Source organism: Paenibacillus massiliensis subsp. panacisoli DSM 21345 (assembly GCF_000426545.1).
Taxonomy (GTDB): Bacteria; Bacillota; Bacilli; order Paenibacillales; family Paenibacillaceae; genus Paenibacillus; species Paenibacillus panacisoli.
In genome coordinates, this window is the sequence record NZ_AUFO01000012.1 from 96,319 (window position 1) to 112,264 (window position 15,946).

The following is a 15,946-nucleotide window of genomic DNA, read 5'->3' on the forward strand; positions in this document are numbered from 1 at the left end:
AAGACGAAGGAGGAGAATGATTTTGAACAGCAGGAACTCCGCGGAAGAGAAGGAATATTTGAAGCACTTGCAGCAGTCGGCAGAGCGGCTGAAGGGCCAGGAGGGTGAGCTCGCACAATGCATTGCACAGCTGGCCCATTCTCCATATGTGAATGAGAGTGAGCAGACTTATGGGGAAATTGTTCGTTTGTTGGGACAGAATATCGCGAACTCCGTACAGCAAGACTCCGTACAGCAAGACTCCACACAACAAGACTCCACACAACAGGGCCCGACATTTCTCCAGCCGTTGGTTCAGGCAGTAAGAAGTCTGACGAAGCAGCCAACAGCTGATTTTTTTGTATATGTGGTGGAACGTGCACTGCTATATCCACACAGTAACGGATATAATCGTAGACCCTTCCGAACCCGTGATTACCGTGCCCATTTGCCGCAGATCGTGCGCAAGCTGGCTTCCTTGCTGAGAATGGAGATGCTTGGCTTTGACCTGAAGGCTTACTTATCTTTGCCTGCAAATGAGCCTTACCCTCATCATGAAGTCAGAACGGTTCTGCCGGATCGTATTGCTTACGCGCTGGATACCGGAGATGCACATGTACAGCAGGTACTAACGGATATTATTTATGGAGAGCAGCAGCATGCTCTTCTTAGTGGAGAGATGATCAAGGGAATGCTGATGAGTAGCTGGGAGGACGGCTACCGTCAGATTGGTGAATTGCTGGTGGCTGCCCGACTGCAGGAGGGTCTCCGTCAAAGTATAGTAGAGCGCATGGATGAGGGGACTGTAGAGGCCTTCATCTATATGCTGCGTATCCTGATCGACCATGAGCTGATCCGCTTCAGCTCCGTAGTGCGGGCGATGTCAGTATGGACAGGTATGGCTCTGGAGTCAGCTAACCAGCGTGTAGCTGGGCAGCTGCTGGAGCAAGCCTTGCAGGCGTTGGTGAGTGCGCAGCTTCGCGAGGAGTGGTTAAGGGAAGAGAATGCTCATCGTCTGTTGATGAGTCTGTGGGCAACAGCAGTACTTGAGGAACAGGATCTAGCACAGCTGGTCCCAGAGCTCATGAAGCAGGGGCAGCTCTACCAGCAGGTAGTCTCTCAGTATGTGCTGGCGAATAGCCAGAACCGACAATTGAGACTGAGCATCGCACGTCAGCATCTGCAAGTGCAGGACCCTGAGTTAATCTACTGGGTTATCATGAACTACGATGCAGCGTATACGAGGAACTGGGGCTTTAAGATCGAATGGAATGTTGCAAGTGAAGAGAAAGGATCAAGTGTCCTTCTGACTCCTGTACCTGAGCTGGCGAGTAAGGTGGAACGTCGCCGTGACTTCGAACTGTTCAGGCAAATGCTTGAACAGATTCCACCAAGTGGGGAGGAAAGGGCATCCCGTGTGCTGGATTACGTCCATTATCATATTCATCGGGATGATGTGGTTCGTAAGATGCTGTATTTGGCAGCCTATGACATGGACCCGGATTGGATCGCAGAGGTCATCCTGCTGAAGGATCAGCTGGGACCCGATCTCCGTGGAGAGCTACTATCTTTATTCGTGCGCGGATCAGAGCATACAACGCAGCGTAATTTTATATTTGAAAGTCTATCCGACAAAAGTATGTCCAATCGTGAGCATGCACTCGCCCATGCCAAGCAGATGCTTCTTGGACCTGATGAGATGAAGCGATTGGAGGAGCTGCTTAAGCTGAAGACAGGCTCGTTACGACAGCTTGTCATTCAGGTGCTGTTGCTCCAGGACGAGGCCCAGCTGGATACATCACTGGCACGATTGCTACAGTCCAAGTCTGAGCTTCAGCGTCTGGGTGCGCTTGAGATCCTGACGGAGCAGGCGGCGGTACGACCAGAGCTGAAGCAGGAGGAACGTGTACAATCTCTGCTGGAGCTGGTGACTGAGCCCACACCGAAGGAGAAGCCGCTACTCGACAAGCTACGTCCATCTCATGCCAGATACACACTGGAGAATGGCTTCGGGCTATTTGATCCTTCTCGCCGCAGAGCACTGCTGGAAGAGGTTCGGGATGTTAGCGATTTCCGTCCAGAGGAGCTGTTCACCCTGACTCCCGAGCGGATAAGCACATGGCTAGAGGGCTTGGATCAGCTAGTGCATGAGCACAGAGATTATGAATATGAGATCGAGTATTATGCGGGATATCGTCATAGCTATCTGCTTGGTACTCGTCTGCAATCCAAGGTACGGTATAACGAGCGCAAGCATATCCCAGAGCTGGATCAACTGCCGCTGTCGGAGGTATGGCACGCCTACTTCCGTGATCATCAGCTAACCAGTCAGGAACTGTTACAGCTGTTTATCATTGCGCGCTTTCCCAGCCTGCGAGGCACCTTGAATGAGTATTACCAATATTATCATTACACGATGGATTCCTATGATGACATGAAGGAGATCTGGCTGCTGGAGGGCTGGCGCAAATCCTATATAGAGCAGGTGTACCCCCTATCCTTGATTGAGGACATCCAAGGTTTGCTTCTTAATCTGCAGTATAAAGACCAGGTGAAGACGCTGATTGAGGCAGCCTTTACAGATAGCAACCGAGAAGATACCTTCAGCATGGCAGAGCGATACTGGTCGGCAATCCTGCATCTTATGCCCGCAGATCAAGTGCAGCAAGAGGCGGGACTGCTGAGCATGTTGACGGACACGTGGGCCTATCTCGTGCGAGATCGTAGCTATGATGACGCAAGCTTCCAGCGATATTTCCAGACAGCCTATCAAGCTATGGTTAAGGTGGAGAAGGTATATCCGAAAATGCTACTGTCCTTGTCAGATTTCATCCGAGCCTATGAGCTGAGCCTGATCGATGAACAGGAGATCTACTACCAGCTACTCGCAGGCCCTAGCTCACCGCATTTCCTCATGGACCTGACTTCTCCGCGAACAGAGACAACAGATGGACATCCTCGTATAGAGGCTCTGCGTGACACGGCCATAAGCCGGATTGTGGAGCTGGAGCTATTACGTGGGGAGCTACCGACTGAATTAACGGAGCAGGCGATGAAGCTGGGCCGACTAACTGGCATCGAATATTGGGTCCGATTGGTTGCAGCTCTTGACCAGGATTCCTTTGTGCGCGGATATATATATTCCTATGGGAACAGCACTACACGCAAGGAGACATTCAGCTATCTCATACGCAACTGCCATCCACGCCCAGGAGAGGGGAAGAAGGAGCTTGCCGAGCTGCTACAGCAATACCCCCTGACGGAGAAAAGGCTGTTGGAGGCCGCCATGTATGCTCCGCAATGGCTGGACATCGTATCCGGACACCTTGGGTGGGAGGGACTGCATAGTGCAGCTTGGTACTTCCATGCCCACATTAATGAGCATTTCTCTGCGGAGAAGGAGACGGTGGTCGCTTGTTATTCACCGATAACTGCTCAAGATTTCAATGACGGTGCCTTCGACATTCGCTGGTTCAATGATGCCTATGCCACCCTTGGTGCGAAGCGCTTCAAGCTGCTATATGACTGTGCGAAGTATATCTCAGGTGGGGCTAACCACCGCCGCTCCCAGCTGTTCGCGGATGCCGTGCTAGGGGAGCTGTCACTTGAGGAGATGCACGGCTCTGTAGTGGTGAAGCGCAACAAGGATCATCTGCTGGCGTATAGTCTGATTCCGTTAGCACTTGGCTCTGAGCGCGAGCAGGATGTACGTGGACGGTATGATTTTGTTCAGCAGTTTCTTAAGGAAAGTAAGAAATTCGGGGCTCAGCGTAAAGCCAGTGAAGGTACGGCTGCTCAGATCGCTCTCGATAATCTGGCACGTAATGCCGGATATGCCGATGTGACGCGTTTGACATGGGATATGGAGGCGAGCAGGCTGGATGGCCTGGAGCCGTTCCTCGAACCGTATGAGGTAGAGCCAGGTCTGCATGTGAAGCTGGAGATTAGCAGGGAAGGACAGACGAGCATTGTGGCGGTGAAGCAGGGTAAGGAGCTAAAATCCTTGCCGTCCCGTGTGAACAAGCATGAGCATGTTGTACGCCTGAAGGAGCTGAAGGGCGAGCTGACGGATCAATACCGTCGTGCTCGGCAGGAGCTGGAGCGATCCATGGTGCAAGAGACCGTGTTCACCGCTCAGGAATTGTTCCGTCTCATCGGTAATCCTGTACTTGCTCCGCTCCTGCAGGCGCTTGTGTTCCGTAGTGGAGACGCCTTCGGGTACTTGGATGAGGGACTGCGCTGTCTGCTTGGTCCACAGGTACAGTCTGATTCAGAGCAAGGGGGCACGGATAATGGAGAACGGGGTTATGTGAGTCATCCGCTGGATTCCGAAGATCAACTGGTCATTGCTCATCCGCTGCATCTGTACAAGAGTGGCCTGTGGCACCTGTACCAGCGTAACAGTATGGAGAAGCTATTCTACATTGGACAGCGTGAACGAGAGGATCTCAAGCAGCGCGAGCCCTTCAAGCAGGTGTTCCGCGAGCTCTATTTGCCTAACGAGGATGAGCTGGCTAACGGGCTGGTCTCGAATCGCTATGCAGGGTATCAGGTGCAGCCGAATAAGACGGTCTCGTTGCTCAAGCAGCGTCAGTGGACGGTTAGCTACGAAGAGGGGCTGCAGCGCGTGGATTACCACCATAATCTGATTGCGCGGCTGTACGCGATGGCCGATTGGTTCTCCCCGGCGGATACCGAGTCACCTACACTAGAGACGGTGCAGTTCTTTGACCGAAAGACCAATGAGCCTGTGGCTCTAAAGGATGTACCTGGAGTATTATTTTCCGAGGTGATGCGTGATCTCGATCTGGTCGTTAGCGTTGCTTATGTTGGTGGAGTTGATCCAGAGGCCAGTCTGACGACGATTGAGATGCGGCGTGTCATCGTGAAGGAATCCCTTCGCCTGTTGAAGCTGGAGAATGTAAGGCTGGAAGGCAACTATGCTCGTATTGCAGGCGAATTAGGCGAATATGCCGTTCATCTTGGCAGTGGGAGCACATTCAAGCAGGCAGCAGGTGACTTGTATATTGTACCTGTGCATAGCCAGCATCGGGGGCGAATCTTCCTTCCTTTCCTGGATGAGGACCCCAAGACGGCAGAGATCTTGTCCAAGATTGTGCTGCTGGCCGAGGATCGCAAGATCAAGGACCCGCAGATTCTGGAGCAGCTGCGTTCCTGAGTGAAGGTGTGAGTCTCATAAGGGCTAGCTGGAGCCTCATGCTCTAATAGTCAGGTTGGCGGCAAAACGCACATATGATAGAATGCATGTTAACTTTGCTCTCTTAAGAGGAGGTAACATGATTCATTTTAGAATAGCTACAGTAGATGATCTGTATAAAATTGTTGAAATGCTTGCGGACGACGAACTGGGCAGAGTGAGAGAACGCTTCGAGACTCCCCTTCCGGACAGCTATGTAAGAGCGTTTGAGGCCATTGATTCAGATCCAAATAATGAACTGATTGTGTCCTGCCTGAATGAAGAGATTGTTGGCGTACTACAGCTTACGTTTACTCCTTATCTTACTCATCAAGGTAGCTGGAGAGCTACGATTGAAGGGGTGCGGACGGCTTCTTCAGTAAGAGGAGAAGGCATGGGGAGCCAATTGATTCAATGGGCGATAGAGCGCGCCAAAGAGCGAGGCTGTCATATGGTCCAGCTAACGACAGATAAAAAACGAGCTGATGCGTTGCGTTTTTATGAGCGTTTAGGCTTTACGGCGACACATGAAGGGCTGAAAATGAAGCTGTAATGAGCGTCTCATATTAAACGAATGATGGGATAAAAGTGTAGAAGCTATGCATTAGACAAAGAGGCTCTTCCGCTGGGAAGAGCCTTTGTCATCGTTACGGGTGCGTAGTAGATTTTTCTGTAGAGTAAGCAGTGTAAGCTTAGTATAAATAGCTCAATTTGGAGGAGTCTGAATGCCGTATTGCAAAGTCAAGAATGCCAATATATATTACGAGGAAATGGGTGAAGGCAGACCGATTATAATGATCCACGGCTTTACACCGGACCATCGGTTAATGAGTGGGTGCATGGAGCCCATATTTGAAAAAAACTCCGGTTGGCGTCGTATCTATCTTGACCTGCCTGGAATGGGACTGACACAGGATTACGATCAAATCAATAATTCAGATGATATGCTGGAAGCAGTAGTCGATTTTATCGAAACACTTATTCCGAACCAAGATTATCTTATCGCAGGTGAATCATACGGTGGATATATCACAAGAGGGGTAATTAATAGACATAGAGATCGTATTGGTGGTGCTGCGCTGATTTGTCCATTAATGATTCCTGAGCATAAGAGAAGAATCGTTCCCGAACATATTGTTGTTCATTATGATCGTGAGTTCATGGATACTTTAAGCGAAGAGCAAAGAAGTGATTTTAGCGCAAATCAAGTTGTTCTCAATGAATATAATTGGAAAAGGTATTCTAATGAGATCGTGGCAGGCTGTAGAATTGCTGATTATGATTTTCTTAGCAAAATCCAGAGAAACTATGGATTCTCCACCAATATAGATGAAGTCATTTTCGATAAACCAACCGTATTTACTCTCGGTCGACAAGATGCGGTCGTTGGTTACATCGATGCTTTTGGCATTTTAGACAAGTATCCTAGAGCAACCTTCGCCGTTCTGGACCGGGCAGGCCATAATCTTCAGATTGAACAGGCTATCTTGTTTGAGTCACTTATCAGTGAGTGGCTTGAAAGAGTAAAAGAGTGTGGATGCTAGCTTTATATGAATCTAGATGGATATGAACACGAGACGTTTAATTCAACGCAACAGCGACAGTCTAGGAGATTATTCTCTCGTCCTTTACTGTCGCTGTTGCGATTATTCGGGGTATAGGTTGATTCTCTAGTACTTAAAGACCTTCTCTTGCTGCCGAGTCCAGTAGCTTGTAGTACAGTCGGAAAATGATATCCTGATTGTAGTTCCCGAAGCCCGAGCCGAATAAGGTCACACCGCCAACATGTCTTGATTCCTCCAGCACGGCGATGCGGAAGGTCCACTGCTTGTTCTCGATGCCTACCTGCTGTATGCCTACGTCAGAGATTTGTTTGCCATCAATGAAGGTGCCTTCGGCAGTAATTCGAAGCCGCTTGAGCAGACCATATTGGTTGACAGTATCGGGCCACCAGCCTGGTGTATACTTGCCGCGACTGTCTCCGAAATCCCCCGGGCTGGTCCATGTCCCCAACTGAACATCATTCAGGAAGAAGGTAATGTCCGAAGGCCAGTTGTTGTTCGTAGAGGGGGCTTCGGAGGAGAGCTCCAGGGAAATCTCCAGTTCCTCAGGCTGCTCGCTGGAGAGGAGGAAATTTGGGATCTTGTAGTCGATATAGCCTTTACCGAACCAGAGAATTTTAGCATTGACCCGCTCTGCATCCAGAAAGTAACGAGGCTCGTCATATTCACCAATAACACTGTCGACAGTAGCCAGCCCGCAGGTGGGCTCAATCTTGAAATCGGCATAATGACCAACGGAAATCTCGGTATGATGATATTGACGCACCTCTTGCTGCTGTCCAGGGAGCGTAATCTCAATCTTGTCTGCGGCGAGGCTGCATACCTTCTGCACACCGCCACGACCTGGCTGCATACGAGTGGAGATCAGGCCAGCCTTCTCCAGCTTCTTGACATGCATGGTCATAATGGCGCTGCTCAGTGTCAGTGCATCTGCCAGTTCACGGATATTCATCGGCTTGTTCGCCAACAGTTGTATAATCTTCAATCGGACTTCACTGGCTAATGCTTCGTACACCGGAAGAGATTTTTCTGAGATATCGAGTTCCATGGGCGCTCCTCACTTGTAAATTCTATATCGTTTACATAAGTGTATATTATTTATATTTTTACTAACTATAATACGATGATTTGTCCCCGGTTACAAGCCCAATCCTCGGCCTGTCTCCGGGGACAGACCGGATGACAACATAAGATGAATTTGCTGGATCATCATTAACACTACCTTGTAGTCGGGCAATGAGCGAGGCTATTGGCTCGTGTTACCGGCATCAGGGAATGTACCCTTAGGGGGCTCGGGGTCTTCATCCGGCTGACCTGCATAAGGGCGGTTACTCCGGGATCGCCCACGAGTGAAGCGGAAGCCGAGGACGAACATCAGGAGCTGTGCGGCCAGAATATAAGGGGAGGCTCCCAGCCCCAGCCACTGTAGCAAAGCCATGCCAGCGATAAGAAACGATACAATGCTGGCTGGGATATGAGACGCTGTCACATCCAGGCCATTCTGGCGCCGAAGGCTGAGCAGGCGGTAAACACACAGGATGGCTAGCAGGCCAGACAGGAGCTGCATCCAGAGCAAGCTATGCTCCCACGGGGTAGCCGTATCTTCGAGTGCTAACCATTGACGCAGCATCCGCCAGATCAGCCAAAGAATGCCGATGAGTGCCGCTGGACCGAGAGCTGGGCGCAGCATACTCCACCAGGCCGTTCCCCATCCGGGGGCGTGCGTCTCTTGCAGCAGCATTCGCCGTTCGTCGATTAGCTTGTTCATTTCTCGTTCTATTGATTTATGCAGTAGCGAGATATGTGAGCTGTCCGCCTGCTCTAGACAATCCTGAATCTCCTCCTGCAGATAGGGTGTTAGATAAGGAGCTGCTTTGGCTTTCTCCAAAGCCCGGACAAGACTGCTATCCGGCTCACCTCGTCTTGAGCCTTCCCTTACGCATGCCAGGGCTCCAGCAAGCTCGCCGTATATGTATAATGATTCCTGAAGCTCGTCCAGCCTGCTACGACGAGATAGTCGCAATTGCGCAGTGCTGTGCACATACAGCCACACCACGAGGACGCCGGTCCAGGTGAACGCCAGCATGACGAAGAGTTCAATCCAATTCCAGTTCATAGGCTCCGCTGGGGACAACGCGGTCCCTCCTTTCCTTAATAATTACACTATTGCATAACCCCGATATACATTTCAAGAAAGATGCCAAAAATCCTTAGCTCGAAACGGAAGGCTAAGCTTCGAGGATCATTAGTAAGGTGTTAAATACAGTTCTTTATTCATATAAACGCGCAAGATCTGGAGGCAAACGCTGTATGGGGTCGTGTTTGTGATTTAATTTTGCATAATACTGTTACAATGAGTAAGATAAGCGAGCGCGGAAGGAGAATGGTTCAGATGGAGATTAGATATGAGATACCTGCTGCTGAAGAGTACCTATCACTGCGCGGAGAAGCTGGACTATCCGTGTTCAGCCTGGAAGCAGCGAAGAAGGGGCTTGCCAATAGTCTGTTCGCGGTAACGCTCCGTGAGGCGGAACAATTGATCGGAATGGGGCGAGTAAGCGGGGATGGAGGATGCTTCTTCCTGGTCACCGATATTGCTGTTAAGCCGTCAGAGCAGGGCAAGGGCTACGGCAAGCTTATAATGGGTGAGATTATGAAATTCCTGGAGCGTGAAGTCCCCTCAGGAAGCTTCGCCAATCTCTTTGCAGATGTCCCTGCTAACCGACTGTATGAGCAATTCGGCTTTCGGTTAACGAGTCCCGTCTCGGAGGGAATGTACTGGAGGAAGCCTTGAAGGAGTAAGATGGCGAGAAATACGTTTAGCCAGAGCAGAGTAAGGATAAGTAATAACATAAGATGTGTATTCACCACAACGATCAGCTGTATGAGACAAGAACTTCATTAGAAAAGGGGAAATACATGTGCAAATGAACATTATCGTATTTGGAGCTACAGGAAGAGTTGGACAAGCCATCGTGAAGGAGCTGCTGAAGCGGAAGCATCAGGTTACTGCGGCCGTGCGGGATGTGCAGCGTTTGGGCGGGCTGACTGGAGATGTGAAGGTCGTGGAGGTCGATCTGTTGTCCCTGGCTGACGTGACTGAAGCGGCACGAGGTCATGAGTTGATCATTAGTGCATACGGGCCACGCTTCGGGGCCGAGGATGAGCTGGTCGAGGTGGCCCGCATCCTGATTGAGGCAGCCAAGAAGGCTCAGGTACCACGGATACTGGTCGTAGGTGGAGCAGGTAGCCTGAAGACGGGCAGCGGGGAGCTGCTGATGGATACGCTGGAGTTCCCAGAGGAGGCACGTCCGCTGGCTTTGGCCCATGCCGAGGCGTTCGCGGTAATATCCCAAGCTGAGGTGATTTGGACGTATTTTAGCCCTGCTGCTGTTATTAAGCCGGGACTGCGCACCGGGAATTTCCGTATAGGCACAGACTGGCTCGTCACCGATGAGCTTGGTTACAGTCGGATTTCCATTGAGGATTACGCGGTTGCTCTCGTAGATGAGGCGGAGGAAGCAGAATTCGTCAATGCCAGATTCACGGTTGGGTACTAGAAGCTTGATCAGATCAAATAGGAGTGTAGATGTAAGGAGGCTGCAAGCGGGGAGCCCTGTCGCCCAAGGTCAAGGCTGATGCTCTTTCGTAGGAAATGGATTAGCTAATGAAGGGAGGGGAGTAATAGTGCAGATTGTAACTACTGAAGAAATGCGAAAGATCGATCGCTATGCAATTGATATACTAGGGATTCCCGTAGCAAGCCTGATGGAGAACGCTGGACGGGTGGTAGCGGAAGAGGTGCTGCGATACTGCTGGAACCGAACGGGAAAAAGGCCATCCAGTACGAGAGGCAGCAACTCGGAGAGTGAGTACAGAATGGCGTTGCATGGGCATACTGCACAAGGTATTAAGCTCAGTAGTATGTATAGCAACGCCCGAGACACTATGCATGGCTATGCAAAGGACGATGCGCAGGGTAGTGCTATCAAGGTGGATTTTACTGGGGATGCTACTCTTCTCCCGACCGAGCATTGGTTCATTCTCACGGGTAAAGGCAATAACGGTGGCGATGGTCTGGTGGCAGCTCGTCATCTGCAGGACGCTGGTATTCGCGTTACGATCGTATATGCCGACGCCCCCTCACAGCTACGGGCCGAGGCCGCAGAGCAGCGCAATATTGTAGAGGCATTGGGTATTCCTGCACTGGTGTGGGGAGAGGATCGAGTGGAATGGGAGCATGGCACCGGAATCGTCGATGCGTTGCTTGGCACGGGAACCTCGGGTGCACCACGCTCGCATTATGCCGCCTTGATTCAGGCTGCGAACGATAGCGGCTTACCCATTGTGGCGGTGGATATTCCGAGTGGGCTGGATGCTGATACTGGTGAGACACACGATCCTTGCATCCGTGCCAGTCTGACCGTGGTTCTGGCTTGTCTCAAGCGTGGGTTAACGCAATACCCCGGTGCAGAATATGCGGGCAAGACAGTCGTTCGCTATATTGGCATTCCCGCCAGTGCCATACGGAGGCAGGATGTACAGGTTCAGCTCCTGACCGAAGCCCTGTTAGAGCAACAGCTGGAGATAGATGTTAGCCGTAGCAGGCAGGCCGATGGTCATAAGGGCACCTACGGTCATGTACTGGTTGTTGGTGGGACTCTGGCGATGAGTGGAGCAGGGTTAATGGCCTCAAGAGCCGCGCTGCGAATCGGTTGTGGCCTGGTGACCTGGGCGTTGCCTGCGGCGCTGCTTCCCCACATGATTGGTGCTGCACCTGAGCTGATGCTGAGAGGCGTGTCTGGTAATCAGGCTACTGGCACAGGCAAGACGGATCGTGACCAGCTATCCAGCAGTGAAGATGGTCGTGAGGAAGGCTGGAGTACGCACACCGTACAATCCTTACTGGAACTAGCAGCTCAGCGGGATGTAGTCGCTATCGGTCCGGGTCTTGGCAGGTTCAGTGGAGACACAGACTGGCTGCGACAATTGTGGGAGGGGATAGAGGCTCCGTTGGTCTTGGACGCTGACGCCCTGAATATCCTGGCAGATGCAGGCGATGAAGCATTATTGTGGTCCCGTCCGAAGGGAGCACCTGTAATCTTGACCCCGCATCCCGGTGAAATGTCCAGGCTACTCGGGGTGCCTACGAAGGAGCTTCAACGTGATCGAATCAGTGCTGCTATGCAGAATGCTCGTACAAGGCGAGTAACGCTAGTCTTGAAGGGAGCGCGCACTGTGGTAGCTACTCCTGACGGGCAGGTCTACGTCAATACTACAGGGCATGCAGGTATGGCAACAGCTGGTGCTGGAGACGTCCTGACCGGAATCATTGCGGGACTGCTCGCGCAGGGCTTGAATCCTACGCAGGCGGCTACATTTGGTGTGAGACTCCATGGTCTGGCGGGTTCACAGGCAGCTGCGCATCGGGTGAATGCAGCTTCTTTGATTGCTGGTGATATTATTGAAGCACTCTAGTAGAAGCTTCGGATGAGTGTTGGTGTATGGTTCCATTGATTCGGGATATTAATGATTGAAAGTTAATCTGGAGTTGTTGGAGTCCTCATATTTGTAGAGGGCTTCTTTCTTTTGTTGGAAATTTTAAACAAATTCGTATTGACCACTGTTGAATTCTATTGTGTAATGTAATTACATCCTATTTCTGGATTTTATGAGAGGAGGTGTATGATTGGGTGCCCCCGATTCGTGATATTGTGGCAGATTATATGCTGAAGCATGATTATAAGATTGCTCAATTCGCCGACTATTCAGGCATGAACCCTGGTACGCTCAGTCGGCTAATCCAAGGGAGCAAGCCCATTGCCTTTAATCAGCTTGTACAGGTTACACAGGCTATGGGGCTGTCGGAGGATTACTTCTTCGATCGCTATGTCCATGAATGTGTCGCTACCCCCTCATTACGTAGAATTCGTCCATTCATACTGCGATGTGCCAAGCTTGAACGTCTTGACTGTATAGAGCGATTAGTTTATGAACTGCTTGAGGACAACTCTTATGTATCTACTATGTTTGAAATAGCCGAGGAATTATATTCAGATAACCTGTTACAAGCTGCTAAGTTCATCTATCTGCGGGTTAGTGAGGCGGAGAAGTACCAGCACTCTGAGCGTCTGGCGCTGTGCCGGTATCGTCTCTTTGTCATTTCGCTGGGTACGGATCTGGAAGCCAACTATCGAGCCGCTATGGTATTTGAGGATTATGTTGATCGGTTGGATGAGATGGATCAATTGGATGCATTGAAGCATTTGATTAATGTATTTGTACCCGTACATGATTGGAAGCGGGCTGAAAAGATGGCACAAGAAATGCTTCGACTAGCCACAATGTACTATGCTCAGATAACTAACATCGATAGCGAAAAAACGCCATCTCAGCCGATGTACTATTATGTTTTATATGCGTGGCTAGTATGCTCAAATGTGTGTGAAATCGAGACTACCAAGGTGCTTTGGAGCTCGTGGCTCTTTATAGCACAGGTGAAAGTTGGATCAGGGAGGACGATGAGCAGGCACGCAGGCATATCCAACAATTCAAGAAATGGGGGGAAGCAAACGCACTACTATACCGTATGATGGTTGGAGAAACGGAGGCTCTTCAAGCATATGCTGATTACATAGCTTCTTATCCAAATGAGATTCCTTATGCGTTGTACCATATCGTTCAAGCGGCTAATAAATATCATTACATCATTGAAGATATCTTGGAGCGATTCCACGACTATATTCCGTTTCCTTCAATTGAACAATACGATGAAGCAGTTATGGCAGATAGATATGCAAGGTTCTTAGCAGATATGGCTGTGTATCAATATAGCCATCGGCCAGAGCTTTCCATAAAATTAATTTTGGAAAGTTTGAAAATAGCTGTTAAAATTCACAGTGTGCTGAATATGCTTAATTGTATGACTCTCTTTGAGCAATATCGGGACTTGGCTGAACCTGAGGAATTAAAGGAATTCAAGAATCTCTCCATGGAGGTGCAGCGTATCAATGCGGAGGCAATACTATTGGGTAATGTGTAGTTGTGTTATGAGTTTAATAATTTTTGTAGGGAACGTTGTTACAACTTTAGGACATGGTATCGGTTCTTAGTTGATATTTGCTTTCTCGACTTTCGCTACCTATCGGTAAACTAGATCCAGAGTGTTGGATTGAATTTTTTCTATTTTAGCGAGAGATATACAGATAACAAAGGAATCTTTAATTCTACTGTTAATAGTAGAACTGAAGACTCCTTTTTTCTTTGATCAGGATTATCACTGGGATTACCCTTTAATATAGCCATATTATTTGTAGACGATTTGTAGCAGTTGTGTCATTTTACTAAGATAATCACATTTGACAAAAATAGTTAAGATATTACACAGAAGGAGGTGAATTAATCATGCCAAGCAAAAAGCTTTTTGTCCGTGTACGCATTGAACGTGAGCGAATTAAACTACACCAAGTAACTGCAAGGTATCCCATGCAGCATCCCAAGGTCATTGCACAATCTATCAAGCTTGATGAACTAATCAATTATTACCAACAGCTTGGTAACGGAACAAGATTTAAGTCAATTATTTAGGTAGACGGGGAGGGCGAGTAACACTTTGGCCGGGTTCGCTCGCTCTGCGCATGTTAATACTTTTACCATTTTACTATTAAGAGTATTTCGATTGGAGGTAATTTTTTGAGAGTAGCGAAATTAATCCTAGCAGTTTCACTGGTTATTTCAAATATTGTATTCTTCACTCCCGTAAGTGCATCACCTGAAGTTAGCCAAAATCTAGAAAAACAAAATACGAAGGAAACCTATGATGTTATTGTTCAAGGAGAAAAAATTGGTACTAAAACTATTCATTTGGAGATCGAAAGAGAAATAGAAGGGGAAGACATTACAGTAAATTTGGTTGCTGAAACACGCTATAATTTAAATAGTAATGCTACTGAAGTACAGAAGGAGGTATTACAGATAGTATAAATAAGACTCAAATCCAAAAATTAAAAAATGAATACTACATTGATGGAGAAAAATTAAATACTACACATAATACTCAATCAATCATTCAACCCAATGATTTCAGTTTAGTGGCCGGTCAAGACACCGGAGGGTTGCCTGCAATTGCTCACTATTATGGCGATTATAGAACGTATTCTTTTAGAGTGTATAATGATTTTGCTTTCTGGACGAGTTGGGGACCTGCTGGGAGCCATGTCAGTAAAAATGGAGTCTCAATTTCAAATAACTATGTCTCACTAGCTATGGCTAATATAGACGCTTTTGCAACTAACCACAATAACATGAGATTTGGTGCTCTTGGTTTAGTTTCACTGTTAGGTACGACTGTAATATCCATTCCATCTGTTATAGCTGCTCTAAGTGCTGGTGGGGCAACTGCATTACAAGCTGGTTTAGTATATGAAAATTACAACGCAGCTCAGGATAACATAAAGAAAGCTTACAATTATGTGAGCAGAATGTAATACTAATTGTTTGGATAGCCTGCTAAATTAGTAGGCTATTCCTGTACGTTATAGTTGTTAATAATTATATAGAGAGGTGAGAATTTATGTTGCTGGCGGGTTTTGCCATATCATTTTTTGTTCTGATCCTGCTTACGTTTAGAATTACAATACACCGATTCCGAAAGTTCAACCTACAGAGTATCTTCATATGCATTATCTATATCATTACAATCTATATGATAAATCTAAGACATTACAGTGTGCTGAATTGTGTGATCATAGGGACTTTTGTGGTTTTTCTCCTCGTGTTTATTATTGGTGGTGTAACATCAAAAAGAGATTGAGTTGACCAGTTTGTATAAAATTCATCAAGTGATATCCAATTCACAATATGTACCATACGATTGCTTGCGACTTTATGCAAAAGTGGAATGTGTAGATATGAATCAGTGTTAATATCCTGAATTCTCGGAGGAACTACGTGCAAAATGCTTTATTGTTTAACCAGCTCAAATTAAGTGGTGTAACCATAGTAGCAGCTACGTATAATCGAGCATTCTCGGAAAGCTGCGACGATACCTATTTGTTGACTAAGAACTGTTGACAAAGAAGGGAGGTAAAATGGTCTATTTATATATGTTTCTAAGTATCGTTATTTTCTACGTTGTTGGGTTCATACTTTCACTCTTTAATATGCACGTGATTGTAGGAGACGAAACTATCTATCTTTTATTGGTGAT

Annotated in this window: 13 protein-coding genes; 11 read left to right on the top strand and 2 right to left on the bottom strand. The window is 48.2% G+C overall.

All coding sequences use genetic code 11. From position 1 onward, the window contains the following. Positions 1-16: 16 nt before the first annotated feature. The 3 genes from K331_RS0111960 to K331_RS0111970 all read left to right on the top strand — a co-directional run bounded on the left by K331_RS0111960 (position 17) and on the right by K331_RS0111970 (position 6,720). On the top strand, positions 17-5,158 hold the full coding sequence (locus K331_RS0111960) for a DUF4132 domain-containing protein (protein ID WP_036634790.1): 5,142 nt from the start codon (positions 17-19) through the stop codon (positions 5,156-5,158). Between the two features lie 118 nt (positions 5,159-5,276). After that, complete coding sequence (locus K331_RS0111965; RefSeq protein ID WP_028590469.1) at positions 5,277-5,729, top strand: GNAT family N-acetyltransferase; 453 nt, start codon at positions 5,277-5,279, stop codon at positions 5,727-5,729. 172 nt (positions 5,730-5,901) lie between these two features. Continuing rightward, entirely contained in the window at positions 5,902-6,720 is an 819-nt protein-coding gene (locus tag K331_RS0111970) for an alpha/beta fold hydrolase (protein WP_028590470.1), read from the top strand. A gap of 133 nt (positions 6,721-6,853) precedes the next feature. Here K331_RS0111970 and K331_RS0111975 read toward each other — a convergent pair whose 3' ends face one another. Both K331_RS0111975 and K331_RS0111980 read right to left on the bottom strand, forming a co-directional pair. After that, a complete protein-coding gene (locus K331_RS0111975) occupies positions 6,854-7,786 on the bottom strand; it encodes an ArsR/SmtB family transcription factor (RefSeq protein ID WP_025678231.1) in 933 nt (310 codons plus the stop codon). Positions 7,787-7,984: 198 nt separating this feature from the next. Next, on the bottom strand, positions 7,985-8,872 hold the full coding sequence (locus K331_RS0111980) for a hypothetical protein (protein WP_028590471.1): 888 nt from the start codon (positions 8,870-8,872) through the stop codon (positions 7,985-7,987). 258 nt (positions 8,873-9,130) lie between these two features. On the opposite strand from K331_RS0111980, the gene K331_RS0111985 reads away from it, so the two are divergent. The 8 genes from K331_RS0111985 to K331_RS31895 all read left to right on the top strand — a co-directional run bounded on the left by K331_RS0111985 (position 9,131) and on the right by K331_RS31895 (position 15,224). Then, positions 9,131-9,532 (top strand): GNAT family N-acetyltransferase, encoded by a 402-nt coding sequence (locus K331_RS0111985; RefSeq protein WP_133569734.1) that lies wholly within the window; start codon positions 9,131-9,133, stop codon positions 9,530-9,532. 133 nt (positions 9,533-9,665) lie between these two features. Further along, complete coding sequence (locus K331_RS0111990; protein ID WP_028590473.1) at positions 9,666-10,298, top strand: NAD(P)-dependent oxidoreductase; 633 nt, start codon at positions 9,666-9,668, stop codon at positions 10,296-10,298. Between the two features lie 127 nt (positions 10,299-10,425). Next, positions 10,426-12,216 (top strand): bifunctional ADP-dependent NAD(P)H-hydrate dehydratase/NAD(P)H-hydrate epimerase, encoded by a 1,791-nt coding sequence (locus K331_RS0111995; RefSeq protein WP_028590474.1) that lies wholly within the window; start codon positions 10,426-10,428, stop codon positions 12,214-12,216. A 215-nt stretch (positions 12,217-12,431) separates the two neighbouring features. Further along, a complete protein-coding gene (locus tag K331_RS29425; protein ID WP_051289807.1) occupies positions 12,432-13,331 on the top strand; it encodes a helix-turn-helix domain-containing protein in 900 nt (299 codons plus the stop codon). Continuing rightward, positions 13,328-13,780 carry a hypothetical protein gene (locus K331_RS30970; protein WP_051289808.1) on the top strand — a complete coding sequence of 151 codons (453 nt, stop codon included), beginning with the start codon at positions 13,328-13,330 and terminating at the stop codon, positions 13,778-13,780. Before K331_RS29425 ends, K331_RS30970 begins: the two co-directional genes overlap by 4 nt. Before the next feature lie 362 nt (positions 13,781-14,142). After that, positions 14,143-14,325: an aspartyl-phosphate phosphatase Spo0E family protein gene (locus K331_RS0112005; protein WP_028590475.1), complete on the top strand. Its 183-nt coding sequence runs from the start codon at positions 14,143-14,145 to the stop codon at positions 14,323-14,325. Between the two features lie 105 nt (positions 14,326-14,430). Further along, entirely contained in the window at positions 14,431-14,721 is a 291-nt protein-coding gene (locus K331_RS0112010) for a hypothetical protein (protein WP_028590476.1), read from the top strand. 107 nt (positions 14,722-14,828) lie between these two features. Continuing rightward, entirely contained in the window at positions 14,829-15,224 is a 396-nt protein-coding gene (locus K331_RS31895; RefSeq protein WP_156897652.1) for a hypothetical protein, read from the top strand. Positions 15,225-15,946 lie beyond the last annotated feature (722 nt).